Below are 25,475 nucleotides of genomic sequence, written 5' to 3' on the forward strand. Positions count from 1 at the left end.
CCGTCAGGAACGGCCCGTAGGGGACGGCCCGTAGTACCTGAGAAGGATTCCTGAGGACCCCTCTCACTGCTGACGACCGCGAACCCGCCCCCGCCTACCTTGGACACGTGACCGAGACGACGCAAACGCAGACGACGCCGCCGGGCGCGGGTGCCGGCCCGCGCAGCCCGGAGTACCGGCTGGCCGCGGACGCCCTGCGCGGGCTGCGGCAGGACCTGTTCCACGACGCCTTCGCCTACCGCCCGCTGCCCCGCATGAGCGTCGACGGCCCCCTCACCGGCCGGCTCACCGGGCAGCTGCGGGAGTTCGCGTCCTGGGGCCGGCACTGGGCGGTGGCCGCCGCCGGCATGGTGGCGGCGCTCGTCGCCTGGTCGGGGAACAACGGCGGCGGCGCGACCGCCCTGCTGTGCGGCCTGATCGCCCCGATCCCGGTCCTGCTCACCCTGATCCGTCCGATCGGCGCCTTCTGGGTGTCCTTCGCGGCGACGGCGGTCACCGCAGTCGTCGGCGTCGGCGGCCTCGTCGGCGTCTCGAGCAACTGGCCGTGGACGCCCGGCAGTCTGTGCGCCCACCTGGCGGTGCTGACGATCGTCGCCATACGCACCCGGCCCCGCACGGCGGCCTGGATGTGGCTGATCACCGCCGCGTACGGCTTCCTCGCCGAGACCTTCTTCGGCTGGGACCACGACATCACCAACGTCGGCCCCATGATGGTCGTCTCCGCGATGGCCATGCTCGCCGTCACCGTCTGGCACGTCCGCCGTGACGCCCGGCAGGAGGTGACCGCCCAGCAGACCGTGACCGCGCAGGAGCGCTCCCGCCGCACCCTGCTGGAGGAGCGCACCACCATCGCCCGCGAGCTGCACGACGTCGTCGCCCACCACATGTCGGTGGTCGCCATCCAGGCGGAGGCCGCCCCCTACCGGGTGGAGAACCCGCCGCCGGAGCTGGAGCGGGCCTTCGCCACCATCCGGGAGAACGCGGTGGCGGCGCTGACCGAGCTGCGCCGCGTCCTCGGCGTCGTCCGCGCCGAGGACTACGAGGTCCCGGACGCCCCGCAACCCACCCTCGCCGACCTGGACACCCTGCTCGCCAATGTGCGCGAGGCGGGCCTCACCGTCGAGAAGGCGGTGACCGGCGCGGTACGCGAACTGCCCCAGGGCGTGGAGCTGTCGGCGTACCGGATCGTCCAGGAAGCCCTGAGCAACACCCTGCGGCACGCTCCCGGCGCGAGCGCCCGCGTCGAGGTCGGCTACGTCCTCGGCGGGCTCGGCCTGCGTGTCGTGAACGACCCGCCGCCCGCCCCGTCCCTGATCAAGCCCTCACCCGGGGCCGGCCACGGCATCACCGGCATGCGGGAACGCGTCACCATGCTGAACGGCGAGATGACGGCCGGCCCGTCCGACGACGGCGGCTACGAGGTGACGGTGTTCCTGCCGGTCACCACCATGAACGAAGGATCTGCATGAGCATTCGGGTACTGATCGCCGACGACCAGATGATGGTGCGGGAGGGCTTCTCGGTGCTCCTCAACGCCATGCCGGACATCGAGGTCGTCGGCGAGGCGGTCAACGGCCGCGAGGCGGTGGACCGCGTCCGCGAACTGTCCCCGGACGTCGTCCTGATGGACATCCGCATGCCCGAACTGAACGGCATCGAGGCCACCCGCGAGATCGTCGCGGCGGACGGCACGGCGAAGGTCTTGGTGTTGACCACCTTCGACCTCGACGAGTACGTCTACCAGGCCCTGCGCGCGGGAGCCTCCGGCTTCCTCCTCAAGGACGCCTCGGCCCGGCAACTCGCCGACGGAGTACGGGTGGTGGCCTCCGGCGAGGCCCTCCTCGCCCCCTCGGTCACCAGGCGGCTGATCACGGAGTTCTCCCGCCTCGCCGAGACCCCACGCCTGTCGGCCACGGCCCACTCCGCCTACGGAGACCTCACGGAACGCGAGACGGAGGTACTCGTCCTCATCGCCCAGGGCCTGTCCAACGCGGAGATCGCCGAACTGCTCGTGGTCGCCGAGTCGACGATCAAGACCCACGTGAGCCGGATCCTGGTGAAGCTGGGGCTGCGGGACCGGACTCAGGCGGCGGTGTTCGCTTATGAGGCGCGGTTGGTTACGCCGGGGTGAGATTTGAGGGCGGTGATGAAGGAGCTGAAGGCCTCGCCCGGGAAGGAGAGGGTCGCGCGGGCGGGGGCCTTTGAGTCGCGGACGGCTATGTGGGTGGGGAGGTGGGCGATTTCGACGCAGTCGTTGCCCTCGCCGCCACCGGAGAAGGACGACTTCTGCCACTGCGTGCGGGTGGTCATGCTGGTCCTCACAGTTCCTTGGCCAACTGGTGGATGAGGTCGCGTGACTGCTCCGGAGAGAGCGACGCTTCCTTCACCCTAAGGAAGAGCTTCCGGAAGTGATCCAGTTGGGCCTCGGAGTCGAGGAACACCGTGCCGTGCGGGGCATCGCGTACGACGGTGTCGAGGCGGGGGACCGCGCCGCCCAGGTGCACCATGGTGCTTCCGGCTCCAGCGAAGTCGTCCAGGCTGAAGGGGATGACCCGGACGGTGACATGGTCCGCGTCGGACATCTCCAGGATGCGGGAGAGCTGGGCCCGGGTGGTGACGCGTCCGGCCACCCTGATGCGGAGCGCGGCCTCATGGATCACGGTCTCGTACGGGATGGGGTCCGGGCCCTCGATGATGACCCTTCGCTGCATCCTGTGAGCTACCCGGAGTTCCACCTCCTCCGCGGGGAACTCCGGGTTCATGTAGGCGAAGAGGGCCTGGGCGTAGTCCTCCGTCTGGAACAGCCCCGGCACCTGGATGACCGCGACGTCATGACGGAACCTCGCGTGATGGTCCAGTTCGGCGAGATCCACATACGCGGCAGGAAGTACGCCGCGGTACTCCTCCCACCAGCCGCGGCTACGGTCGGTCGCCATCGCCACGAGGGCATCGATCAACGCATCGTCCGAACAGGCGTAGTTGGCGGCGAGGCGACGTACCCGCTGTTCACTGACGCCGGAGATGCCGGCCTCGATCTGACTCATCTGCACGGAGTTGGCGCCGAGCAGGCTGGCTGCCGCGGTCGCCTTGAGCCCTGCGGCTTCACGCAGTTTCCGCAGCTCTGCGCCCAGGCGCACCTGTCGTGCGGTGGGGTGCCGTCGAAATTTATTACCTACCGTCGGTGACGCGACGCACACACTGCGGAACCCCGGGGCGCCGGAAGCGCACCGCTCCGTCCTGCCATGACGGCTGCGGCGAGGCCACCACCCGCGATCCGCGACTCTCCTCCCCCTTACGTGAACGGAGTGCCGACGCATGCTGGAAAACGAGCCGTGGGAGTACTGGCTGCACGTCCCGAGTGACGTCCGTGCGGTCACCGTCAGTCGCCGCACGCTTCGCCTGATCCTGACCTTGCACGGACTGATCGGCCTGGTCGACGTGGCGGAGCTGCTGGCGGCGGAGTTGGTGGCGAACGCGGTACGGCACGCCAAGGGGCCGGCGGCTCTGCGGGTGCACTGGGCGTCGGGGGTGTTGCGGATCGGCGCGTGGGACGGGGACCCGGCACCACCGCAGCCACCGCAGGCGTGGGAGCGGCTGGCCGAGGCCGAGGAAGGGCGGGGCCTCGCACTGGTCCGAGCCTGCGCCGACCTGTGGGGCTGGCAGCCGCTGGCCAGGAATGGCAGCCGGGGCAAGCTGGTGTGGTGCGAGCTTGCCGCCGGTTGAGTCGTGACCGTGGGGCCGCCCGCTTCTTTCGCATTGTCGGGATTCCGCGACCCGCGTCAAGGGCGCTCCCGTTCCGCTTCGCTCCACTCCCGCGTCGGCTACGCCGATGGCCCTACGGGCCACCCTTGACCCGGCCCACGGAATCCCGTGGGAGAAGCGAGCGGGCAGCCCGGGGAAGCGGGGGCCGAGGTCGGTGTTCCCTTCCGCCCGCTGGGCTGCGGGGCGGGGTGGGGGGCGCGAACGCGCCTCGCCTGCACGCCGGGAGGGCTCAGCGGCGATCGGTGAGTGGGGGGGGGCGCGTCGGGCAGGCGGGGCACACCGGGTGGGGTTGGCGTCTCGCGGCCGGTGGGTGACTGGGGTGCGCGGTGGGCGGGTGGCGGCACGCCGGGGTGGTTCGGCGGGGTGGTTCGGCGGCTGCGGTGAGTCCGGGGTGGGGATGCGCGGTCGGTGGGTGCGGGCGTGCCGGGGTGGGGTGGGGTGGGGTGGGGTGGGGGCTGACGGTCGGTGGTCGGGAGGCGGGGGCGGCTGGTGGTGGGTGCGGCGGTCGGGCGGGCTCCAGTACGGCGCCGAGGGTCGGCGCGGGGGGCGGCCGACCGGGCGGCTTCCCCTTCCCATATCAGGGCAAAAGGGATACGGGGTGGGGTCGTGGGTGCAAGTGGAAGATATGTACCACGCCTAGGCGCTGCGACCTGCGGTTTCGTCCTCTGCCCGTGAGACATTTCTGCCAATCACCGGGTGTCTGTGACTGGTGAGGCCAATGCGACGCACGTGGGATGTCGGATGTCGGGTGTCGGGTGTCGGGTGTCGGGTGTCGGATTCCCGAGGGCGGAGGGCGAAGGGCGAAGGGTGGAGGGTGGAGGGCGGAGGGCGAAGGGTGGAGGGCGGAGGGCTGGTGGCGCCGGGTCGTGCGGGCTGCGGGCCGGGGGGCGCAGCCCCCGGCCCGTCACCCACCCCGAGCCGCTGCCTCCACCTCCTCCACCTCCTCCACCTCCTCCACCTCCTCCACCCACTCACCGATAGCCGCCAACCCCGCCCGGCGTGCCGCCACAACTCACCTCCACGTGCACCCGCACCGCCCACCCGCCCCAAGCCCCCAACCTCAGCCGGTGTGCCCCCGCCTGCTCGACGCGCCCCCCCACTCACCCCAAGCCGCTAAGCCAGCCCGGCGTGCCGCCCCCCACCCAGCGCGCACCCTCACATCCCACCCACCGATCGTCGCCAAGCCACCCCGGCGTGCAGGCGAGGCGCGTTCGCGCCCCCCACCCCGCCCCGCTACCCAGCCCACGCAAGGGACGCCCACCCGGGCCCCCGCTTTCCCTGGGCTGCCCGCTCGCTTCTTCCCCGTGGTGGAGCGAGCCGAGTCAAGGGTGGCCCGAAGGGCCATCGGCGAAGCCGACGCGGAGCGCCCTTTACTCGGGTCGCGGAGGCACGACAATGCGAAAGAAGCGGGCGGCCCCACGGCGACCCTCCAACCGGCGGCAAGCGCACCCCGCCCCCAGACCCCGCCCAGCTCTCCACCCCCAACCCCCTGGTCAGCAGCCTGCGTGACCGGCTAGCGTCCGTTCATGGCAGCTGCTGATGACCTCGCGTTCGACCCCTGGGACCCCGCGTTCGTGGCCGACCCGTACCCGGCCTACGCCGAGCTGCGGGAGAGGGGCCGGGCGATCTACTACGAGCCCACCGACCAGTGGCTCGTACCGCACCACGCGGACGTCTCGGCGCTGCTGCGGGACCGGCGGCTCGGGCGGACGTACCAGCACCGGTTCACGCACGAGGACTTCGGCCGCACCGCGCCTCCACCCGAGCACGAGCCGTTCCGCGTCCTCAACGACCACGGCATGCTCGACCTCGAACCGCCGGACCACACCCGGATCCGGCGCCTGGTGTCGAAGGCGTTCACACCGCGCACGGTGGAGCAGCTCAAGCCGTACGTGCAGGGGCTGGCCCAGGACCTGGTGGCCGAACTGGTCGACGCGGGCGGCGGTGATCTGCTGACGGACGTGGCCGAGCCGCTGCCGGTCGCGGTGATCGCCGAGATGCTGGGCATCCCGGAGTCCGACCGGGCCCCGCTGCGGCCCTGGTCGGCGGACATCTGCGGGATGTACGAGCTGAACCCGTCGGAGGAGACGGCGGCGAGGGCCGTACGCGCCTCCGTCGAGTTCTCCGACTACCTCCGCGAGCTGATCGCCGCCCGCCGCAAGGAGCCGGGTGACGACCTCATCTCCGGCCTGATCGCCGCGCACGACGAGGGCGACCGGCTGACCGAGCAGGAGATGATCTCGACGGCCGTCCTGCTCCTCAACGCCGGTCATGAGGCCACGGTCAACGCCACCGTGAACGGCTGGTGGGCCCTCTTCCGCAACCCGGACCAGCTGGCCGCCCTGCGCGCCGACCACTCCCTGATCCCCTCCGCGATCGAGGAGCTCATGCGCTACGACACCCCGCTCCAGCTCTTCGAACGCTGGGTCCTGGACGAGATCGAGATCGACATCGAGATGGGCGGCACGGTGATCCCCAGGGGGTCCGAGATCGCCATGCTCTTCGGGTCCGCCAACCACGACCCGGCCGTCTTCGCCGATCCCGAGCGGCTGGACCTGAGCCGGAAGGACAACCCGCACATCTCCTTCAGCGCCGGTATCCATTACTGCATCGGCGCCCCCCTCGCCCGTATCGAGCTCGCCGCCTCGATGACGGCCCTCCTGGAGAAGGCCCCGACCCTGACCCTGGCCGCCGAGCCGAAGCGGAAGCCGAACTTCGTGATCCGGGGGCTGGAGGGACTGAGCGTGGAGACGGGGTGATCCAGGGCGCGTCCGGATGGGTGATCAGGCGGCTACTCTATGTGGTGGCTGGTCTGTATCCGAGGGAGGGCGCATCATGACGTTGATGACAGAGCGACCGACGATAAGCGGCAGCGAGCCCGACAGCTTCGAGGAATTGCTGGACATCCTCGATGAGCTGCACCTGCGCGACGGCTTCAAGGCCGAGATCTACAGGGGGAACATCGTCGGGTCGCCGTGGTCGAAGGGGTACTACCACCGGGTGATGGAGCAGGTCTGCGAACAGCTCAGGCCCCATCTCCTCCCCGATCACAACCTCACCACCGGTCCGTTCCTCTACGTCTTTCCAGGCGATGAGTGTGCCTATGGGCCAGACATCCATGCGGCGCACAAGCGGGTATTCGAGACGGACAGCAACCGCTTGGACGGCGAAGGCCTGTCCTTCGTCGCTGAACTGACCTCCTCTTCCACCCGGAAGGACGACCTGACGGACAAGGTCACGGTCTATGGAAGGGCCGGCGTCCCTGTCTACCTGCTCCTCGACATGCAGGAGGAGCAGGCGACCGTCTTCTGGACGCCCTCGGCCAAGGGCTATGAGTCGCACTGCACGAAGCCGTTCGGCGAGAAGCTCCACATCCCCGAGCGCTTCGACTGCCTCCTCGACACCACCGGCTTCCAGGCGCCCCGCTCACGATGACGACGGCACCGTAAGCCCCCAGGCCCCCTCCACCACCCGCCACGTGCGTCTGCGCACCGGCCCCGCCACCCCCGCGTCCGCGCGGTAGCGGAAGTCCGCGCCGGTCACGGTCACCGTCCTCCCGGACGCCAGCAGGGGTGACGCCTCCGCGCCGACCGAAACCGGTCGCACCTCCACGTCGGCCACCCCAGCCATCCCCGCGGTCACCGACACCGCCTCCACCGGCTGCTCCAGGCCGATGACCGTCTCCCCGTCGACCTCGACCCGCAGCCGGGACGGGCCGGGGCTGGGGACGGTCGCGGCGAGCCGGGTGGGGCGGGCCGCCAGGGTGCGTACGAGGGAGCGGTAGCGGGTGCGCAGCCACGGGCGTCCGGAAGCCGATGCCACCGACGCCGTCGGCCCCACCGTCTCGGCTTCCCGCACGGGAACCGGTGGGATGCGCAGCGCGCCCAGCACCACGCCGTCGCTCTCGTCGACCAGCAGGTCCATGCGCCGCTCCACCCCGTCCAGCACCGTACGGGCCGCGGCCACCGCCCCCGTCGGCACGCCCAGTGTCTCCGCCAGGGCGAGGGAGCCCCCGACGGGGACCATCGACAGCAGGCATCCGGCCAGCTCCCGCTGCCGGTGCAGCAGGGTCACCGCCCGGACCAGCGCCCGGTCGTCGCCCACGACCACCGGTCGCCGCGAGCCCCGCCGGGTGAGCGCCCGGGCGAATTCCTCGGGGTCGTCCGGCAGGCACACCTTCGTGGCCGCACCCGCGCTGAGCACGTCTTTCGCGATCCGTACCGCTTCCCCGTCCGCCTGCCGGGCGAGGGGATCGATGATCACCAGCAGCTGATCGGACGTCGCGAAGGTCGCCACCTCGGTCCTGCCTCGCTTCCTCGGGTAGCATCTTTGTGCAAGAGCCCCTTGCGCTATTGCGCCAGGGGCTTCGTCTATTCCGGGGCATCCGGTCCGACGGTTGTGCGACCAACGACGGTCGCGGTGGTACGCGGCGGTGAAGCCTACGCGTGCGCCCCTGACCTTGGACATGCCCCGCCCGGAAGGGGTGTACGCGCGTGCCCGCACTTGTGCTGCTCGGTGCTCAGTGGGGTGACGAAGGCAAGGGAAAGGCGACCGACCTGCTCGGTGGCTCGGTGGATTATGTAGTGCGCTACCAGGGCGGCAACAACGCCGGCCACACGGTGGTCGTCGGCGACCAGAAGTATGCACTCCACCTTCTCCCTTCCGGAATCCTCTCGCCCGGTTGTACGCCGGTCATCGGTAACGGCGTCGTCGTCGACCCGTCGGTCCTGCTCTCCGAGCTGAGCGGTCTGAACGAGCGAGGCGTCGACACGTCCAAGCTCCTCATCAGCGGTAACGCGCACATCATCACGCCGTACAACGTGACCGTCGACAAGGTGACGGAGCGCTTCCTCGGAAAGCGCAAGATCGGCACGACCGGGCGTGGCATCGGACCCACCTACGCGGACAAGATCAACCGCGTGGGCATCCGGGTGCAGGACCTGTACGACGAGTCGATCCTGACCCAGAAGGTCGAGGCGGCCCTCGACATCAAGAACCAGGTCCTCACCAAGCTCTACAACCGGCGCGCGATCGCCGTCGACCAGGTGGTCGAGGAGCTGGTGGGCTTCGCCGACAAGCTCGCGCCGTACGTCACCGACACGGTGCTGGTGCTGAACCAGGCCCTGGAAGAGAACAAGGTCGTCCTCTTCGAGGGCGGCCAGGGCACGCTGCTGGACATCGACCACGGCACGTATCCGTTCGTCACCTCCAGCAACCCCACCGCCGGCGGCGCCTGCACCGGTGCCGGTGTCGGCCCGACGAAGATCAGCCGGGTCATCGGCATCCTCAAGGCGTACACCACGCGCGTCGGCGCCGGTCCCTTCCCGACCGAGCTGTTCGACGAGGACGGCGAGGCGCTGCGCCGCATCGGCGGCGAGCGGGGCGTGACGACCGGCCGTGACCGGCGTTGCGGCTGGTTCGACGCGGTGATCGCGCGGTACGCGACCCGGGTGAACGGTCTGACCGACTTCTTCCTCACCAAGCTGGACGTGCTGACCGGCTGGGAGCAGATCCCGGTCTGCGTGGCGTACGAGATCGACGGCAAGCGGGTGGAGGAACTGCCTTACTCGCAGACCGACTTCCACCACGCCAAGCCGGTCTACGAGACCCTGCCGGGCTGGTCCGAGGACATCACGAAGGCGAAGTCGTTCTCCGACCTGCCGAAGAACGCCCAGAACTACGTCAAGGCGCTGGAGGAGATGTCCGGCGCCCCGATCTCCGCGATCGGCGTGGGCCCGGGCCGTGACGAGACGATCGAGATCAACTCGTTCCTGTAGGACGCGGTTCCCCCTTGGGCCGGTCATGGACATGAGCATCCTTGACCGGCCCTTGGGCTGTTCGTGGTTCCGCACGGAAGTGGCCGCGGCAAGCATCTACGCGGGTAGTTGTCATCCCTCCGCCCTCCTCAGCTCCAGGAGTCCCGAATGCCCGTCAGTCCCATGAACCGCCGTGAGTTCGTGCAGAAGTCGGCCGTCACCGGTGCGGCGGTGGCCGTCGCGGGAGCGGTCGGCACCGGCACCGCCGAGGCCGCCGGGCAGAAGTCCGGGCACAGGCCCGAACCCAAGCCCCGCACCTGGTCCTTCTCCATCCTGGGCACCACCGACCTGCACAGCCACGTCTTCGACTGGGACTACTACAAGGACGCGGCCTACAGCGACAAGGCCGGCAACTCCGTGGGCGTGGCCCGCGTCGCCACGCTCATCAAGCAGCAGCGGGAGGCGAAGGGCGAGCACCGGGTGCTGCTCGTCGACGCCGGCGACATCATCCAGGGCACCTCCCTCGCCTACTACTTCGCGCGCGTGGACCCCATCACCGGCACCGACGGCAAGCACGGCCCCAAGCACCCGATGGCCGTCGCCATGAACCACATGCGCTACGACGCCGCCGCCCTCGGCAACCACGAGTTCAACTACGGCATCGACGTGCTGCGCAGGTTCGAGAAGCAGTGCCGCTTCCCGCTGCTCGGCGCGAACGCGCTGGACGCGAAGACCCTGCGCCCGGCGTTCGCCCCGTACACCGTGAAGAAGATCCGCGTCCCCGGCGCCCCCGACATCAAGGTCGGCATCCTCGGCCTCACCAACCCCGGCATCGCGATCTGGGACAAGGACAACGTCAGCGGGAAGATGGTGTTCCCCGGGCTGGTGGAGCAGGCGAAGAAGTACGTGCCCCGGCTGCGGGCGCTGGGCTGTGACGTCGTCTTCCTCACCGACCACTCCGGCCTCGACGGCTCCTCCTCGTACGGTGACGAACTCCCGTACGTCGAGAACGCGTCGAACCTGGTCGCCGAGCAGGTCCCGGGCATCGACGCGATCCTCGTCGGCCACACCCACGTCGAGGTCCCGTCCTACACCGTGAAGAACGAGCAGACCGGCGAGGACGTCCTGCTCTCCGAGCCGTACTGCTGGGGCTACCGCCTCAGCGTCTTCGACTTCGAACTCGAACTGCGCGACGGGCAGTGGAAGGTGACGGGCAAGACCGCCCAGACCCTCAACCCGAACACCGTGGACGAGGACCCGGAGATCAAGAAGCTCCTCGCGGCCGACCACGAGCTGGTCGTGAAGTACGTCAACACGGCGGTGGGCACCTGTACCGAGGACCTCTCGGCGGCGGAGTCCTGCTGGAAGGACGTGCCCATCATGGACTTCATCCACAAGGTGCAGGCGGACACGGTGAAGGCGGCCCTGTCCGCGGCGGACGCGGCCCTCCCGCTGATCTCGGTCGCCGCGCCCTTCAGCCGCACGGCGGACATCCCCGCCGGGAACGTGACCATCAAGGACATCGCCGGGCTCTACATCTACGACAACACCCTGTACGGCAAGAAGCTCACCGGCGCCCAGCTGAAGGACTACCTGGAGTACGCGGCGAAGTACTACCACCAGGTCCCGTCGGGCACGGCCGTGGACACCGCCACCCTCACGGGCGCCAACAGCTTCTGGGACTACATGTACGACACCGCGGCGGGCGTCGGCTACGAGATCGACATCGCGCAGGCGGAGGGCTCGCGGATCAGGAACCTGACGTACGGCGGCGCCCCGGTCGCCGACGACCAGGTCTTCGTCGTCGCGGTCAACAACTACCGGGCCAACGGCGGTTCGGGGTACCCGCACATCGCGTCCGCGGAGATCGCGTACAGCTCCACGAACGAGATCCGCCAGCTGATGATCGACTACGTGACGGCGAAGAAGACCCTCGACCCGAAGGACTTCGCGGTCACCAACTGGAAGCTCACCCAGGACGGCACGCCGGTGTTCTAGCCGGCCGGCCGGTGGACGGGGTAGGGGTCGGGGGCGGGCGGCTACTTCAGACCGATCGCGGCGCAGTCCGACGCGTACTTCGGGGTGCAGAGCTGCTTGACGGTGTAGACGCCGTCCGCGATCACCGTGTCCTTGATGTTCTTCCTGGTGAGGGAGACCACCGGCACCAGCGCGGCGGGGATCTTCTTGGTGGTCGGGCTGTTCACCGTGTCCCGGGTCAGCGCGTCGAACTGGATGTCGCGGCCCTGGACCTTGTACACCGCCATCTCCGCCGCGTTGGTGGCCTCCTCCAGGAACGACTTGTACACCGTCATGTACTGCTCTGAGGAGATGACCCGCTGCACCGCGTCCAGGTTCGCGTCCTGCCCGGTCACCGGCGGGATGCTGGTGGCGCCCGCCTCCTTCAGCGCCTCGATCACGGCGCCCGCCATACCGTCGTTGGCCGAGTAGACGGCGGCGATGTCGCCGAGGCCGAGGGCCTGGATCGCCTTCTTCATGTTCGCCTTGGCGACGTCCGGCGACCACTTGTCCGTGTCGTACGCCTTGGCGATCCGGACCTTGTCCTTGAGCTCGCTGAGGGCGCCTTCCTTGAACTGCCCGGTGTTCGGGTCCGCGGGGTCGCCGTTCATCATGACGACCTCGCTGGTCGCCGCCTTGCTGCCGAGGGCTTCGAGGATGGCGCGGCCCTGGACCTCGCCGACGAGTTCGTTGTCGTGCGAGACGTACGCGTCGATCGGGCCCTGTGCGAGCCGGTCGTAGGCGATGACGGGGATGCCGGCGGCCTTCGCCTTCCGGATGTCGGGCGCGATGGCCTTGGAGTCCAGCGCGTCCACCACGATGATGTCGACCTTCTTGGCCACCATCTCCTGGAACTGCCGGCTCTGTCTGTCCTGGCTCGCCTCGGCGTTGGCGTAGTCGACCGTGCCCTTGCCGTGGGTGAGGGAGGCGACCTCCTTCTTGAAGATGGGGTGGTCGAAGGCCTCGAAACGGGCCGTGTCCTTGTCGGGCAGGAGCAGCCCCACCGTGATGTCGTCGCCCTTCTTGGGCGTTGCGGTGCCGTCGCTCCCGCCGATGCTGTCGACGGCACCGCACGCGGCGAGCGTGAGGGCCGAGGCGGAGGCGGTCAGGGTTGTGGCGATACGGCGTACAGGGGGCCTACGGGTGCTGCACACAGCGGTGCCTTCCGTGGGGGGAGCATCATGCGGGAGCCGATGATGTGCAAGGAAGGAAACGCAGAGAAACCAGGTGACGTCAAGACGTAAGGACAACAAGACGAGGGGCTCGTGTCCCGATCGTGACACGAGCCCTCAACTACTGGTGGGTAGGCAGAGATTGGTTCAGCTGAACACGATCATCGAGCCCTGCGCCAGGCTCCGTGTCGCCGCCGCGTGCAGCCCCAGCCAGACGTGCCGTTCGCGCGCGAACGGGCTGGGGTCGTACGGGGCGGCCACGGCCGGTTCCTCCAGTTCCGTCGGCGCCCGGGGCGGCTCCGGGGGCGCCGGCGGATTGGCCGGGTCGATGCCGATCGACGGGGCCACGAACTCCAGCTCCCTGAGCAGGGTCTGGGCGGAGCCCAGCGGTCCGCCGCCCGCCAGCAGTTCGTCGTTGGAGAGCGGGTTCGGGAAGTCCACCGGGACGTAGGCGCCCGCGTGGTCGTAGTGCCAGACCAGGTGGGACTGCTGCGCCGTCGACTCGAACATCTCCAGCAACTGCTCGTAGTCCCCGCCCAGGTCGTCGACCGGGGTCACCGGAAGGCCGCACATCTGGAGCAGGTAGACGCGGCGCAGGAAGTGCAGCGCGTCGTAGTCGAAGCCGGCCACCGGGGCGACCTCGCCGGACAGGCCCGGCATGTACTGGTACACGGGCACCGGTGGGAGCCCGGCCTCGGTGAGCACCTTGTTGTATTGCGCGAGTTCCTCGGCGAACGGGTTGTCCGGGGTGTGGCACAACACATCGACGAGCGGGACCAGCCACAGGTCACAAGCCAAAGAGGGCTCCTCGCATCAGCACGCGTACAGCATGGCAGGGTGGACAGGGAAGCCTAGTCGGTGCGTTACCCGGCCGACTCCCCTCGTGCACGTCCCATACCCATGCACCGGGCCTCATTCGCCCGCCGGCCGCTCGATCAGGGCCAGGGAGTGCGCGTTGTACGCGGCGACGATCGACCGGGCGGTCGCGGAGTCCTGGCGGGCCAGGGCGTCGACCAGTTCGGTGTGCCGGGACCACAGGTCGCCGCGCAGGTCGGTGAGGCGCCGCAGGTGCTGCACCGTGCACACCCAGGACTGCACGCGCAGCCGGTGCAGGAAGTCCGCCAGGTAGGGGTTGCCGAACATGGCGCTGAGCTCGCGCCAGAAGCGCAGGTCGTAGCCGATCAGCACGGAGAGGTCACCGGCCGCGGCGGCGCGCCGCGCCTCCTCGCCGCGGCGGCGCACCACGGCGAAGGCGGCCGCCGTACGGGGGTCCTCCGGGTTCCGGAAGCCGTCGTGGCCTTCGGCGAGGGCCTGGAACATGCCGTCGGTGACCAGGCTGCGGGCCTCGATGATGTTCCGGTGGTCGGCCGCCGTGTACTGCGGGACCCGGAAGCCGCGGTGCTGGTCGGCCTCCAGGAGCCCCTGCGCGGACAGGTCGACCAGCGCCTCGCGGACCGGCGTCGCGGAGACCCCGTACTGCTCCGCTATCTCCTTCACGGTGAATTCCCGCCCCGGCAGCAGCCGCCCGGCCAGCACTTCGTCGCGTAGCGCGTCCGCTATCTGCTGTCGCAGGGTGCTGCGGGTCACGGCGCCGGTGCCGGGCATGGTCGGGGGGCTCTCCTCACACGTGCGGGTGGATGCTCGTATATGTCTACGAGCACGCCACCTTACGCGTTCGGAGCATTCACGTACGTAGCTGTGACAACCGCTACTTGGTCACTGGGTGTACTCGTCCGCCACACTCAGCGCGGCGTCGAGTACCGCCAGTCCCTCCTTCAGCTCCGCCTCGCTCGCGTTGCACGGCGGCACCACGTGTGTCCGGTTCATGTTCACGAAGGGCCACAGGCCCTGCTTCTTCGCCGCCGCGGCGAACGCCGCCATGGGGGCGTTCGCCTCCCCGGCCGCGTTGTACGGCACGAGCGGCTCCCGGGTCTCGCGGTTCTTCACCAGCTCCAGCGCCCAGAACATGCCGACGCCCCGCACCTCGCCGACGCTTCTGTGCCGCTCGGCCAGCGTCCGCAGCCCCGGTTCGAGCACCGACGCACCCAGCGTCGCCGCGTTCGCGACGATGCCCTCCTCGGCCATCACGTTGATCGTGGCGACGGCCGCCGCGCAGGCCAGCGGGTGCCCCGAGTAGGTCAGGCCGCCGGGGTAGGGGCGCCTGGCGAAGGTCTCCGCGATCTTCTGGGAGATCGCGACGCCGCCGAGCGGCACGTACCCGGAGTTCACGCCCTTGGCGAAGGTCATCAGGTCGGGCACGACGTCCAGCAGGCCGGCCGCGAACCACTCGCCGGTCCGTCCGAACCCGGCCATGACCTCGTCCAGGACGAAGACGATCCCGTACTTGTCGCACAGCTCACGCACCCCGGCGAGATAACCGGGCGGCGGGACCATGATCCCGGCCGTTCCCGGGATCGTCTCCAGGATGATCGCGGCGATCGTCCCGGGCCCCTCGAAGGCGATGGTCGTCTCCAGGTGCTCCAGCGCCCGCGCGCACTCCTGCTCCTCGGTCTCGGCGTAGAAGCGGGAGCGGTAGAGGTAGGGCGCCCAGAAGTGCACGACACCGGCCGCGGCGCTGTCGGAGGCCCAGCGGCGCGGGTCGCCGGTGATGTTCACCGCCTGCTGGGTGCCGCCGTGGTACGAGCGGTACGCGGACAGCACCTTCGCGCGGCCCGTGTGCAGCCGGGCCATCCGGACCGCGTGCTCGACGGCGTCGGCGCCGCCGTTGGTGAAGAAGATCTTGTCCAGGTCGCCGGGCGTCCGCTCGGCGATCAGCCGGGCCGCCTCCGAGCGCGCCTCGACGGCGAACGCGGGCGCGAAGGTCGTCATCGTCGCGGCCTGCTCCTGGATGGCGGCGACGACCTTGGGGTGCTGGTAGCCGATGTTGGTGAAGACGAGCCCGCTGCTGAAGTCCAGGTACCGCTTGCCGTCGTAGTCCCAGAAGTACGACCCCTCGGCGCCGGCGACGGCGAGCGGGTCGATGAGCTCCTGCGCGGACCAGGAGTGGAAGACGTGCGCACGGTCCGCGGCCTTCACGGCGGCGCCGGCCTGAGGGTTGGGCTGAGGGGTCATGGCGGTGAGCGTAGATGTCCGCGATGCGGAACCGGTATCGGCGTCCTGTTCCCTGGGCGGATCGTTTCCGCGACAGGGTGTCGAGAGCTGTTACGGAACCGTAGACCCTGCTCGATGCGGAGGGGATCAGTGCCGCACTATTCTCGGTTTGTTGCACACGCGCAGATTTCGGGCCTATCGGGGGAGGCGGCGCGGCGATGGACAAGCTGGGGCCGGGGGATCCGCAACGTATCGGGGCGTATCGGCTGCTGGCGCGGCTGGGCGCGGGCGGCATGGGGCAGGTGTATCTCGCCCGGTCGGACCGGGGCCGTACCGTCGCCGTGAAGCTGGTGCGCGAGGAGCTCGCCGAACAGGAGGAGTTCCGGGCGCGGTTCCGGCAGGAGGTGCAGGCCGCGCGCCGGGTCGGCGGTCACTGGACGGCGCCCGTGCTGGACGCGGACACCGAGGCCGTCGTGCCCTGGGTGGCCACCGGGTACGTCGCCGGGCCGAGCCTGCAGCAGGTCGTCGGGCACGACCACGGGGCGCTGCCCGAGCGGTCGGTGCGGATCCTCGCGGCCGGGCTCGCGCACGCGCTGCAGGACATCCACGCGGCCGGGATCGTCCACCGCGACCTCAAGCCGTCCAACGTGCTGGTCACCATCGACGGGCCGCGGGTCATCGACTTCGGCATCGCGCGGGCCCTGGAGACCCTGGCCGGGGACGGGCTCACCCGGACCGGCTCACTGGTCGGCTCGCCCGGGTTCATGGCGCCCGAGCAGGTGCGCGGCGACCGGATCACGCCCGCCTGCGACGTCTTCTGCCTCGGCTCGGTCCTCGCCTACGCGGCGACCGGCGCGCTGCCCTTCGGGACCTCCAACAGCGGGGTCCACGCGATGATGTTCCGCATCGCCCAGGAGGAACCCGGCCTCGAAGGCGTGCCCGAGGGCATCGCCGACCTCGTCCGCGACTGCCTGAAGAAGGACCCGGCCGCCCGCCCGACGCTGGACGACGTCCTGGAGCGTACGGGCGCGGAGGACACCGTCGCCGGGGGCCGCTCCCGGGACCCCTGGCTGCCGGGGGCGCTCGTCGCCCAGCTGGGGCGGCACGCGGTGCGGCTGCTGGACACGGAGGATCCCGAGGGGACATCGGGGAGTGCGGGGGCGGGCGAGGTGGCCGCGGCCGGTCCGGTGGCCGGTCCCGGGGGAGAGCGGATGCCCGACCCCGTCCCCGCCCAGGACCGTACGCCCGACCGCCCGCCGGCCCCCGCATCCGCCGCCTCCCCCGAGCACGCCCCCGCCTCCGACGACGCCTCCGTACCGCCGCCGCCGGGGGACCCGCGACCGCAGGGACAGCAGGGCGGCGGCGTGCCCCTGAACCACCTCCCGACGATGATCGCCGGGCAGGGCCGGACGCCCCCGCCCGGCGCGCCCCCGGCGCACCCCGCGTACGGCTATCCCCAGCAGCACCCGCAGCCCGCCGCCTACGGCTACCCGCAACAGCCCGGCCCCCAGGCGCCGTACAACCCGTACGCGGGCGGCTACGGCTCGACCCCGCCGTACGGCCCGCCGCCCATCGGCCTCGGGCCCCAGCCCGTGCGGGGAAACCGGCGGTCCACCGCGCTGCTCGTCGTGATCGCGCTGGTCGTCGCGCTCGCCGCGGGCGGCTCGGTGTACGCGTTGATGAGAGGTGGCGGCGACGACACCGGCGGGGGCACGGTCAGCCCGTCCCCGACCGCCCCCGGCGCACCCACCACACCCGGGCCCACCCCGACCACCACGGAGCCGGAATCCCCGACCCCGCCGCCGGCGGCGGACGGTGCGGTCCCGGCCGCGTACCTGGGTACGTGGTCGGGAACGATCGACAACTCCCTCGGCCACCACACCCGCGAACTGACCCTCCAGCAGGGTGAGGTGGGGGACACGGTCCTCACGGTGGTCGCCGACGGCCCCACCAAGGACGGCGGGACGTACCACTGCGTCTTCGAGGCGAAGCTCGCCCAACAGCCGGGCGCCGACGGCCCGTTGGAGATCGCCTCGTCCACCGTCACCGACGGCCCGAGTTCGGAGTGCAAGCCGGGCGTCGCCAGCGAGGTCACCCTGCTCTCGGACGGCCGGCTGCGGCGCGACATGCAGGGCAGCGTGGAGAGCCTGACCTACACCAAGGAGTGAGCCCCGCAGGGGTCAGCGCGGCTCCGGCGGTCGCTGCCGGGGCATGTTGGGGCGGGCCGGGCCCGGGGGGAGGGGAAACCGGCCCGGCCCGGCGGACGCGTTCTCCGGCCGTGCCCCGGAAGGCACCGCCGTCTGGATCCCCAGTGGCGCCGGGCCGGTGCGGAACTCCACCATCCAGTCCGCCGTCTCCACCCGCACCAGCTCCGTCACGTCCTCGGAGAACCTCCGCAGCACCCCGAGACACCGCTCCGCGGCCTCCCCGGCCGTCCCCTCCGTCGGACCGAGCACCTCCCGCACGCTCTCCGACGCCCAGTCGAACTGGAGCACCTGCAGCCGCCGCTGCACGGCCTGCGCGGTGGCCACGTCCCTTATCCACCCGGACGTGATCCCGAAGAACCGGTCCACGGCCACGCACGCCACCGCCAGCACGAACGCCAGATACCCCCAGGCGGCGGTACCGCCGGCCACCCCGGTCAGGTCCAGCAGGGGCAGCGCGGCCCCGCACACCGCCCCGGCCGCCGCCCCGCCCCGCAGCGCCCGCGCGCCGCGACGTTTCCACACCCGGTCCGCGAGGTACCAGGCCGCGGTGTCCAGTGCTCCCCGTTCCACCCACCGGTACAGCTCGTCGAGCCGCTCGGCCGGCTCGCCCCAGTCCCCGAGCGGAAACGGCCGCCCGGTCAGATCGCCCGGCCGCGGTCCGGCCGCCCCCTCGCCCCGCCCGTCCTGAGGCGGACCCTCGGGCCGCATCTCCGGCTGACCCACCCGGCACTCCCTACTGGTTCCGACCCTGCTGATTCCGGCCCGTCACTCCGTGTGATAGCGCATGTCGATGTGCGGACCCTTCCTACCGCCCAACGGGTGGCGGGGGCGTCGCTTCCGTCGGATTTCCGCCCGTAAGAGGGCCTTGGTCAGGTATGGGGCCACCGCATATGTCACTCGAAAGAGTGCTGGGGCGATGGCTGAGTGGACCACGTAGGCTCGTGCACAACGGAGGCAACGACAAGACCAGGAGCTGATCGTGATTCCCGGTGGTGGCCAGCCCAACATGCAGCAGCTGCTCCAGCAGGCCCAGAAGATGCAGCAGGATCTGGCGCGGGCGCAGGAGGAGCTCGCGGCCACGGAGGTCGACGGGCAGGCGGGCGGCGGCCTGGTGCGGGCCACGGTGACCGGCTCGGGTGAGCTGCGCGCGCTGCGGATCGACCCCAAGGCGGTGGACCCGGACGCTGCATCTGTTGAAGAGACGGTCGAGACCCTCGCGGACCTGGTCGTCGCGGCCGTCCAGGCGGCCAACGAGAACGCGCAGGTTTTGCAGCAGCAGAAGCTGGGTCCGCTGGCCCAGGGTCTGGGCGGTGGCGGCAGCGGGATTCCGGGCCTGCCTTTCTAAGACCGCCCACCGCCAACTACGGTACGTACCGTAAGACTCCAGGAAGGGCAGTCCGTTGTACGAAGGCGTGGTCCAGGACCTCATCGACGAGCTGGGTCGCCTGCCCGGCGTCGGTCCCAAGAGCGCGCAGCGGATCGCCTTCCACATCCTCCAGGCGGAGCCGACGGACGTACGGCGGCTCGCACAGGCCCTCCTCGAGGTGAAGGCGAAGGTCCGCTTCTGCGCGACCTGCGGCAATGTCGCGCAGGAGGAGCTGTGCGGCATCTGCCGTGACGCGCGCCGCGACCCGGCCGTCATCTGCGTGGTGGAGGAGCCGAAGGACGTCGTGGCGATCGAGCGCACCCGCGAGTTCCGCGGCCGCTACCACGTGCTCGGCGGCGCGATCAGCCCGATCGAGGGCGTCGGCCCCGACGACCTGCGGATCAGGGAGCTGCTGGCCCGCCTGGCCGACGGGACGGTCACCGAACTGATCCTCGCCACCGACCCCAATCTCGAAGGCGAGGCGACGGCCACGTACCTCGCCCGCATGATCAAACCCATGGGCCTGAAGGTCACCCGCCTGGCCAGCGGCCTCCCGGTGGGCGGCGACCTGGAATACGCGGACGAGGTCACCCTCGGCCGCGCCTTCGAGGGGAGACGACTCCTAGATGTCTGACGCCACGCTGCACGACTCGACGCGGAACCCGGACGACTTCGCGGTCCAGATCGCGGACCAGGTGGAGAGTTTCCTGGTGGCCGTCACGGAGGTGGCGAAGGGCGACGAACCGGCCTCGGCGGTGCCCTTCCTCCTCCTGGAGGTCTCCCAGCTCCTGCTGGCCGGCGGCCGGCTGGGTGCCCACGAGGACATCGTCCCCGACGAGCGCTACGAGCCGGACCCGGGCCCGGAACTCGATGCCGACGGACTCCGCGAGAACCTCGCGCGTCTGCTGGACCCCATCGACGTCTACTCCGAGGTCTTCGACCCCTACGAGCCCCGCAAGGCGCCGGTCCCGGCCCGGATCTCCGACGACCTGGCCGACGTCATCACCGACCTGCGCCACGGCATGGCCCACTACCGGGCCGGCCGTACCACGGAGGCCCTGTGGTGGTGGCAGTTCTCCTACTTCTCCAACTGGGGCCCCACGGCCTCCGCCGTGCTGCGCGCCCTCCAGTCGGTGCTCATCCACGTTCGCCTGAACCAGCCCCTGGAAGAACTCGACGGCCTCGACACCGACCAGCCCGCCCTGGGCGACGAGACCCTGGAGTTCGAGGCGGGCCGCGTCATGGCCGAGGAAATCGGCGGCCCCCTGGGCGTGCGCCCGGAGTAGCGGGCCCGGCTCACCGCGCCGCCCGTCGCTGTGACCCCGGGCACGTTCCGAGTGGGTTCCCCCGGGGTGGGCATGTGCTGTTCCGGACGGGCGGGCGGGATCTCACGATGCGATATCGCGGAGGGGAATTCCGGGCGCTCGTTAGACTGAGCCGACCGATACATACCGGAGCGAGGAGCGCACGTGGGCCTTGTCGTGCAGAAGTACGGAGGCTCCTCCGTAGCCGATGCCGAGGGCATCAAGCGCGTCGCCAAGCGGATCGTGGAAGCCAAGAAGAACGGCAACCAGGTGGTTGTCGTGGTTTCCGCGATGGGCGACACGACGGACGAGCTGATCGATCTCGCCGAGCAGGTGTCCCCGATGCCTGCCGGGCGCGAGTTCGACATGCTGCTGACCGCCGGAGAGCGGATCTCCATGGCCCTGCTGGCCATGGCGATCAAAAACCTGGGTCACGAAGCCCAGTCGTTCACCGGCAGCCAGGCAGGTGTCATCACCGACTCGGTCCACAACAAAGCCCGGATCATCGACGTCACGCCGGGCCGCATCCGTGACTCCGTGGACGAGGGCAACATCGCCATCGTCGCCGGGTTCCAGGGTGTCAGCCAGGACAAGAAGGACATCACGACCCTGGGCCGGGGCGGTTCCGACACCACGGCCGTGGCCCTCGCGGCCGCGCTCGACGCCGAGGTCTGTGAGATCTACACCGACGTCGACGGCGTGTTCACCGCCGACCCGCGCGTGGTGAAGAAGGCGAAGAAGATCGACTGGATCTCCTTCGAGGACATGCTGGAGCTCGCGGCCTCCGGCTCCAAGGTGCTGCTCCACCGCTGTGTGGAGTACGCCCGCCGTTACAACATCCCGATCCACGTCCGGTCCAGCTTCAGCGGACTGCAAGGCACGTGGGTCAGCAGCGAGCCGATCGAGCAAGGGGACAAGAAGGTGGAGCAGGCCATCATCTCCGGTGTCGCGCACGACACCTCCGAGGCCAAGATCACGGTCGTCGGCGTGCCGGACAAGCCGGGCGAGGCCGCCTCGATCTTCCGTGCGATCGCGGACGCCGCGGTCAACATCGACATGGTCGTCCAGAACGTGTCCGCCGCCTCGACGGGCCTGACGGACATCTCCTTCACGCTGCCCAAGACCGAGGGCCGCAAGGCCATCGACGCGCTGGAGCGGAACAAGTCCGGCATCGGCTTCGACTCGCTGCGCTACGACGACCAGATCGGCAAGATCTCCCTGGTCGGCGCGGGCATGAAGACCAACCCGGGCGTCACCGCCTCCTTCTTCGAGGCGCTGTCCGACGCGGGCGTCAACATCGAGCTGATCTCGACCTCCGAGATCCGCATCTCGGTCGTCACCCGCGCCGACGACGTGCCGGAGGCCGTGCGCGCCGTGCACACCGCCTTCGGACTCGACTCCGACTCCGACGAGGCCGTCGTCTACGGAGGCACCGGGCGATGACCCGCAGACCGACGCTCGCGGTCGTGGGAGCGACCGGGGCCGTCGGCTCGGTCATGCTCCGGATCCTGTCCGAGCGCGCCGACGTCTGGGGCGAGATCCGCCTGATCGCCTCCCCGCGCTCGGCCGGCCGCAAGCTGGCCGTGCGCGGCGAGGAGGTCGAGGTGGCCGCCCTCACGGAGGAGGCCTTCGACGGGGTCGACGTCGCCATGTTCGACGTACCCGACGAGGTCTCCGCGCGGTGGGCGCCGATCGCCGCCGCGCGCGGCGCCGTCGTGGTGGACAACTCGGGCGCCTTCCGGATGGACCCGGACGTGCCCCTGGTCGTCCCCGAGGTCAATCCGCACACGGCGAGAGTCCGTCCGCGCGGCATCATCGCCAATCCCAACTGCACGACCCTGTCGATGATCGTCGCCCTGGGCGCGCTGCACGCCGAGTTCGGGTTGCGCGAGCTGGTGGTGTCCTCGTACCAGGCGGTGAGCGGGGCCGGGCGGGCCGGCGTGGACGCGCTGCGCGCCCAGCTGTCCCTGGTCGCCGGTACGGAGCTCGGGACCAGCCCCGGTGACGTGCGGCGGGCCGTGGGGGACGACACGGGTCCGTTCCCGGAGCCTGTCGCGCTGAACGTCGTACCGTGGGCCGGGTCGCTGCGGGAGGACGGCTGGTCCTCGGAGGAGATGAAGGTGCGGGACGAGTCCCGCAAGATCCTCGGACTGCCGAAGCTGCCCGTCGCCGTGACCTGTGTGCGCGTGCCGGTCGTCACCACGCACTCCCTCACCGTCCACGCCCGCTTCCAGGGCGAGGTCACCGTCGACGGAGCCCGGGAGATCCTCGCCACGGCGCCCGGTGTCGTGCTCTGCGACAACCCCGCCGCCGGGGAGTTCCCCACGCCCGCCGACGTGGTGGGCACCGACCCGACCTGGGTCGGGCGGGTGCGGCGCGCGCTCGACGACCCGACCGCGCTCGAACTCTTCGTATGCGGGGACAATCTGCGCAAAGGTGCCGCGCTGAACACCGCGCAGATCGCCGAACTGGTGGCGGCGGAGTTCTCGTGAGGCCCCCGGGTCCGCCGCAAGACCGGCGGTGGGAGCGCGCCCATTCGTAGGTTCTGCGCAAAAAAGTGTGGTCAGGGGCATGGTCCGGACCACTTGAACCGACCCCCTTCGGTGTCCGAAGATTTTCCTCCCCGCTCTCCGCAACCACGCGGAGGGCGGGGAGCGTCTTTGCGGTCGCCCTTACGGGGCGTGGGGACGCATGATCCTGGCGTGGGGACGCCGTGATCGGGGCGTGGGGACGCCCGTTCATATGGGATATAAGGGAAGAGCGGGACGCATGACGGCATTTGAGGCCTCGTCGGGTGTGCTTTCGGGGAAAGTGATGCCTGACACGTACAACCCCGGCGGGGGGAAGCGTGTCCAACAGGCGTGGCAGAGGTACTCGACTTCACTGCGGCGACCCACGGCACGGCTTTCCGCCCCCGTGCGACGCTCCGACCCCGCATGCCCGGCACGCCCGGCGGCATGCCGGTGATCGCGCCCATGCCCGCAGCGCGGCCCACCCGCATACCGAACCAGCGCGACGGCGTACCGACCCCGCGCGAGAGCGCCGAGGGCGCCCAGAGCGCCGAGGACACCGTCGCGGCCGGCACCACCGTCGACCACCTCACCGAGACCTACCGGACCCACTACCGCTCGCTGCTCGGCCTGGCCGCGCTCCTCCTCGACGACACCGCCTCCTGCGAGGACGTCGTCCAGGAGGCCTTCATACGCGTCCACTCGGCCCGCAAGCGCGTCCGGGACCCGGAGAAGACGCTCGCCTACCTCCGCCAGACCGTCGTCAACCTCTCCCGGTCCGCGCTGCGCCGCCGCATACTCGGCCTGAAGCTGCTGTCGAAGCCGATGCCGGACATGGCGAGCGCGGAGGAGGGCGCGTACGACTCGCTGGAGCGCCGGGACCTCATCAAGGCGATGAAGGGCCTGCAGCGCCGCCAGCGCGAGGTCCTCGTCCTGCGCTACTTCGCCGACATGACCGAGGCCCAGGTCGCCGAGACGCTCGGGATATCGCTGGGCTCCGTGAAGGCGTACGGCTCGCGCGGCATCGCGGCCCTCCGGGTCTCCATGGAGGCGGCGGCATCATGAGCGACCGCGTGGAAGAGGGCGGCTCGCACGACCGCCACGAGCCCTATGCCTGGCACGAACCGACCGAGCAGGACGAGCAAGAGCACACGCCAACGCACGCTGGGAACGGAACTGTGAACCACGGCCCCGCCGACCAGAGCCCCGACGGGCTCGACTCGGACGAGCTGGATCTGCGCCGGCTGCTGCACTCGGCCGTCGACGGCATCGAGCCGCGTGACGGCACGCTCGACCACCTGCGGCGCGCGGTGCCCGCCCGGCGGGCGCGCAAGCGGCAGGCCGTCGTCGGCATGGCCGCCGCGGCGCTCTTCATCGGCACCGCCATCCCGGCCCTGGTGCACGTCTCCAACTCCACCGGCTCCGACCCCAACACCTCCATGGCCGGCCAGGCCTCCCAGGCCCAGGGCGGCGACTCGGGCAAGAACCCGGACGGCGGAGCCAGCACCGCGGGCGGCTCCAGCGGCAAGCCCGGCAGCAAGGACAAGGGCGGCACGAAGCCCTCCGGCAAGGACAAGGGCACGGGCCACGGCAACGGCTCCACCGGCGGCGCGAACCCCTCCGCCACCGTGGGCACCACCACCACGGTGTGCACGGCGGCCCAGCTGGGTTCGGCCACCGGGACCGTCAACGCGCCCGACGCGAGCGGTGTGGTCTACGGCACCTTCCGTGTCGTCAACGTCTCCTCCACCAGCTGTACCGTCGGCGGCCCGGGCAGCGTGGGCGCTGCCGCGCAGGGCGCCGCGGACCCGGCCAAGATCGGCGCGGCCCGGCATGTCTCCGGTGACGCGGCGGCGGGGCTTCCCGACCCCTCGCTGGAGGTCTCCGGTCTGGTGCTGCAGCCCGGCGCGGCCTACGAGGAGAAGTTCGCCTTCGTCCCGTCCGAGACCTGCCCCACGACCGGCGGCGGCACGGACACCGGCGGCACGGACACCGGGGGCGCGACGCCCGACCCGACGCCCACGCCGACCGGTGAGACCGGCAGCGCGGACACCTCCGGTACGACGTCCGCCGGGACCACGACCCAGCTCTTCGCGGCGGACGGCACGGCGGACGGCAGCGTGGTGGTGTCCCACACCGCGGAGGGCGGCTCCCCTACGGCGTCCGTGACGGTCCCGAACGCCTGCGCGGGGACGGTCTACTGGACCGGGCTGCTCTCGGCGTAGCTGCGGGCAGTCGTGCCGCTGGGGCGGCACGGGTGGGCGGTGGGGGTCCCCCCGCTCGAGCGAAGCCGAGAGTGGGGGAGGCGCCCCGGAGCGCCGGGTTGCGCGA

Annotated in this window: 23 protein-coding genes; 15 read left to right on the plus strand and 8 right to left on the minus strand. The window is 70.6% G+C overall.

Features of this window, described 5'->3' with window-relative positions:
• Nucleotides 1-107: 107 nt before the first annotated feature.
• Complete coding sequence (locus ACH45E_RS10355; RefSeq protein ID WP_361446286.1) at nucleotides 108-1,469, plus strand: histidine kinase; 1,362 nt, start codon at nucleotides 108-110, stop codon at nucleotides 1,467-1,469.
• On the plus strand, nucleotides 1,466-2,131 hold the full coding sequence (locus ACH45E_RS10360; RefSeq protein WP_361446284.1) for a response regulator transcription factor: 666 nt from the start codon (nucleotides 1,466-1,468) through the stop codon (nucleotides 2,129-2,131). Before ACH45E_RS10355 ends, ACH45E_RS10360 begins: the two co-directional genes overlap by 4 nt.
• Here ACH45E_RS10360 and ACH45E_RS10365 read toward each other — a convergent pair.
• Nucleotides 2,101-2,310 carry a DUF397 domain-containing protein gene (locus tag ACH45E_RS10365; RefSeq protein ID WP_361446282.1) on the minus strand — a complete coding sequence of 70 codons (210 nt, stop codon included), beginning with the start codon at nucleotides 2,308-2,310 and terminating at the stop codon, nucleotides 2,101-2,103. The two genes, ACH45E_RS10360 and ACH45E_RS10365, sit on opposite strands and share 31 nt — an antisense overlap.
• An 8-nt stretch (nucleotides 2,311-2,318) precedes the next feature.
• Entirely contained in the window at nucleotides 2,319-3,137 is an 819-nt protein-coding gene (locus ACH45E_RS10370) for a DUF5753 domain-containing protein (RefSeq protein ID WP_361446280.1), read from the minus strand.
• Nucleotides 3,138-3,315: 178 nt separating this feature from the next.
• Between ACH45E_RS10370 and ACH45E_RS10375 the strand changes: the two genes are divergently transcribed.
• The 3 genes from ACH45E_RS10375 (at nucleotide 3,316) to ACH45E_RS10385 (ending at nucleotide 7,197) form a co-directional block, all read left to right on the plus strand.
• Nucleotides 3,316-3,723, plus strand: a complete 408-nt coding sequence (locus ACH45E_RS10375; protein WP_361446278.1) for an ATP-binding protein — start codon at nucleotides 3,316-3,318, stop codon at nucleotides 3,721-3,723.
• Nucleotides 3,724-5,288: 1,565 nt separating this feature from the next.
• A complete protein-coding gene (locus tag ACH45E_RS10380; protein ID WP_361446276.1) occupies nucleotides 5,289-6,521 on the plus strand; it encodes a cytochrome P450 in 1,233 nt (410 codons plus the stop codon).
• 76 nt (nucleotides 6,522-6,597) lie between these two features.
• Nucleotides 6,598-7,197 (plus strand): Uma2 family endonuclease, encoded by a 600-nt coding sequence (locus tag ACH45E_RS10385; protein ID WP_361446274.1) that lies wholly within the window; start codon nucleotides 6,598-6,600, stop codon nucleotides 7,195-7,197.
• On the opposite strand, the gene ACH45E_RS10390 is transcribed toward ACH45E_RS10385, so the two are convergent.
• On the minus strand, nucleotides 7,189-8,058 hold the full coding sequence (locus tag ACH45E_RS10390; RefSeq protein WP_361446272.1) for a diacylglycerol kinase: 870 nt from the start codon (nucleotides 8,056-8,058) through the stop codon (nucleotides 7,189-7,191). The genes ACH45E_RS10385 and ACH45E_RS10390 overlap by 9 nt on opposite strands.
• Nucleotides 8,059-8,255: 197 nt before the next feature.
• Here ACH45E_RS10390 and ACH45E_RS10395 point away from each other — a divergent pair, with 197 nt between their 5' ends.
• Complete coding sequence (locus ACH45E_RS10395) at nucleotides 8,256-9,539, plus strand: adenylosuccinate synthase (RefSeq protein ID WP_361446270.1); 1,284 nt, start codon at nucleotides 8,256-8,258, stop codon at nucleotides 9,537-9,539.
• A gap of 147 nt (nucleotides 9,540-9,686) precedes the next feature.
• Entirely contained in the window at nucleotides 9,687-11,516 is a 1,830-nt protein-coding gene (locus ACH45E_RS10400) for a 5'-nucleotidase C-terminal domain-containing protein (protein WP_361446268.1), read from the plus strand.
• Nucleotides 11,517-11,557: 41 nt separating this feature from the next.
• Here ACH45E_RS10400 and ACH45E_RS10405 read toward each other — a convergent pair whose 3' ends face one another.
• From ACH45E_RS10405 to ACH45E_RS10420, 4 genes are all read right to left on the minus strand, one after another.
• Nucleotides 11,558-12,688, minus strand: coding sequence for a substrate-binding domain-containing protein (locus ACH45E_RS10405; protein ID WP_361446266.1), 1,131 nt, complete (start codon nucleotides 12,686-12,688; stop codon nucleotides 11,558-11,560).
• Nucleotides 12,689-12,853: 165 nt separating this feature from the next.
• Entirely contained in the window at nucleotides 12,854-13,504 is a 651-nt protein-coding gene (locus ACH45E_RS10410) for a hypothetical protein (protein ID WP_361446264.1), read from the minus strand.
• A gap of 114 nt (nucleotides 13,505-13,618) precedes the next feature.
• On the minus strand, nucleotides 13,619-14,311 hold the full coding sequence (locus tag ACH45E_RS10415) for a GntR family transcriptional regulator (RefSeq protein WP_361446262.1): 693 nt from the start codon (nucleotides 14,309-14,311) through the stop codon (nucleotides 13,619-13,621).
• A 111-nt stretch (nucleotides 14,312-14,422) separates the two neighbouring features.
• Nucleotides 14,423-15,778 (minus strand): aspartate aminotransferase family protein, encoded by a 1,356-nt coding sequence (locus ACH45E_RS10420; RefSeq protein ID WP_361446260.1) that lies wholly within the window; start codon nucleotides 15,776-15,778, stop codon nucleotides 14,423-14,425.
• 197 nt (nucleotides 15,779-15,975) lie between these two features.
• Between ACH45E_RS10420 and ACH45E_RS10425 the strand changes: the two genes are divergently transcribed.
• Entirely contained in the window at nucleotides 15,976-17,925 is a 1,950-nt protein-coding gene (locus ACH45E_RS10425; RefSeq protein ID WP_361446258.1) for a serine/threonine-protein kinase, read from the plus strand.
• A 12-nt stretch (nucleotides 17,926-17,937) separates the two neighbouring features.
• Here the strand turns inward: ACH45E_RS10425 and ACH45E_RS10430 are convergent, their stop codons facing one another.
• Nucleotides 17,938-18,687 (minus strand): SLATT domain-containing protein, encoded by a 750-nt coding sequence (locus tag ACH45E_RS10430; protein ID WP_361446256.1) that lies wholly within the window; start codon nucleotides 18,685-18,687, stop codon nucleotides 17,938-17,940.
• 256 nt (nucleotides 18,688-18,943) lie between these two features.
• On the opposite strand from ACH45E_RS10430, the gene ACH45E_RS10435 reads away from it, so the two are divergent.
• The 7 genes from ACH45E_RS10435 (at nucleotide 18,944) to ACH45E_RS10465 (ending at nucleotide 25,369) form a co-directional block, all read left to right on the plus strand.
• Nucleotides 18,944-19,309: a YbaB/EbfC family nucleoid-associated protein gene (locus ACH45E_RS10435; protein ID WP_361446254.1), complete on the plus strand. Its 366-nt coding sequence runs from the start codon at nucleotides 18,944-18,946 to the stop codon at nucleotides 19,307-19,309.
• Between the two features lie 55 nt (nucleotides 19,310-19,364).
• Nucleotides 19,365-19,964 (plus strand): recombination mediator RecR, encoded by a 600-nt coding sequence (recR, locus tag ACH45E_RS10440; RefSeq protein ID WP_132856910.1) that lies wholly within the window; start codon nucleotides 19,365-19,367, stop codon nucleotides 19,962-19,964.
• Nucleotides 19,957-20,616, plus strand: coding sequence for a DUF5063 domain-containing protein (locus ACH45E_RS10445; protein WP_361446252.1), 660 nt, complete (start codon nucleotides 19,957-19,959; stop codon nucleotides 20,614-20,616). The genes recR and ACH45E_RS10445 overlap by 8 nt, the downstream gene beginning before the upstream one ends.
• 183 nt (nucleotides 20,617-20,799) lie before the next feature.
• Nucleotides 20,800-22,077, plus strand: coding sequence for an aspartate kinase (locus ACH45E_RS10450; protein WP_361446250.1), 1,278 nt, complete (start codon nucleotides 20,800-20,802; stop codon nucleotides 22,075-22,077).
• The gene (locus ACH45E_RS10455) at nucleotides 22,074-23,126 is read left to right on the plus strand and encodes an aspartate-semialdehyde dehydrogenase (RefSeq protein WP_361446248.1); all 1,053 of its coding nucleotides are present in this window, start codon (nucleotides 22,074-22,076) and stop codon (nucleotides 23,124-23,126) included. Before ACH45E_RS10450 ends, ACH45E_RS10455 begins: the two co-directional genes overlap by 4 nt.
• Nucleotides 23,127-23,570: 444 nt before the next feature.
• A complete protein-coding gene (locus ACH45E_RS10460) occupies nucleotides 23,571-24,209 on the plus strand; it encodes a SigE family RNA polymerase sigma factor (protein ID WP_399040393.1) in 639 nt (212 codons plus the stop codon).
• The gene (locus ACH45E_RS10465; RefSeq protein WP_361446244.1) at nucleotides 24,206-25,369 is read left to right on the plus strand and encodes a hypothetical protein; all 1,164 of its coding nucleotides are present in this window, start codon (nucleotides 24,206-24,208) and stop codon (nucleotides 25,367-25,369) included. The genes ACH45E_RS10460 and ACH45E_RS10465 overlap by 4 nt, the downstream gene beginning before the upstream one ends.
• Nucleotides 25,370-25,475: the final 106 nt, after the last annotated feature.

Source organism: Streptomyces sp. NPDC020299, from assembly GCF_044387825.1.
In the GTDB taxonomy this organism is placed as follows: Bacteria; Actinomycetota; Actinomycetes; order Streptomycetales; family Streptomycetaceae; genus Streptomyces.

Excerpts from the sequence above, each read along its gene's own strand:
- ACH45E_RS10360 (WP_361446284.1), top strand. The coding sequence starts at position 1,466 with ATGAGCATTCGGGTACTGATCGCCGACGACCAGATGATGGTGCGGGAG.
- ACH45E_RS10365 (WP_361446282.1), bottom strand. The coding sequence starts at position 2,310 with ATGACCACCCGCACGCAGTGGCAGAAGTCGTCCTTCTCCGGTGGCGGC.
- ACH45E_RS10375 (WP_361446278.1), top strand. The coding sequence starts at position 3,316 with ATGCTGGAAAACGAGCCGTGGGAGTACTGGCTGCACGTCCCGAGTGAC.
- ACH45E_RS10380 (WP_361446276.1), top strand. The coding sequence starts at position 5,289 with ATGGCAGCTGCTGATGACCTCGCGTTCGACCCCTGGGACCCCGCGTTC.
- ACH45E_RS10385 (WP_361446274.1), top strand. The coding sequence starts at position 6,598 with ATGACGTTGATGACAGAGCGACCGACGATAAGCGGCAGCGAGCCCGAC.
- ACH45E_RS10400 (WP_361446268.1), top strand. The coding sequence starts at position 9,687 with ATGCCCGTCAGTCCCATGAACCGCCGTGAGTTCGTGCAGAAGTCGGCC.
- ACH45E_RS10415 (WP_361446262.1), bottom strand. The coding sequence starts at position 14,311 with ATGCCCGGCACCGGCGCCGTGACCCGCAGCACCCTGCGACAGCAGATA.
- ACH45E_RS10420 (WP_361446260.1), bottom strand. The coding sequence starts at position 15,778 with ATGACCCCTCAGCCCAACCCTCAGGCCGGCGCCGCCGTGAAGGCCGCG.
- ACH45E_RS10425 (WP_361446258.1), top strand. The coding sequence starts at position 15,976 with ATGGACAAGCTGGGGCCGGGGGATCCGCAACGTATCGGGGCGTATCGG.
- ACH45E_RS10445 (WP_361446252.1), top strand. The coding sequence starts at position 19,957 with ATGTCTGACGCCACGCTGCACGACTCGACGCGGAACCCGGACGACTTC.
- ACH45E_RS10455 (WP_361446248.1), top strand. The coding sequence starts at position 22,074 with ATGACCCGCAGACCGACGCTCGCGGTCGTGGGAGCGACCGGGGCCGTC.
- ACH45E_RS10460 (WP_399040393.1), top strand. The coding sequence starts at position 23,571 with ATGCCCGGCACGCCCGGCGGCATGCCGGTGATCGCGCCCATGCCCGCA.
- ACH45E_RS10465 (WP_361446244.1), top strand. The coding sequence starts at position 24,206 with ATGAGCGACCGCGTGGAAGAGGGCGGCTCGCACGACCGCCACGAGCCC.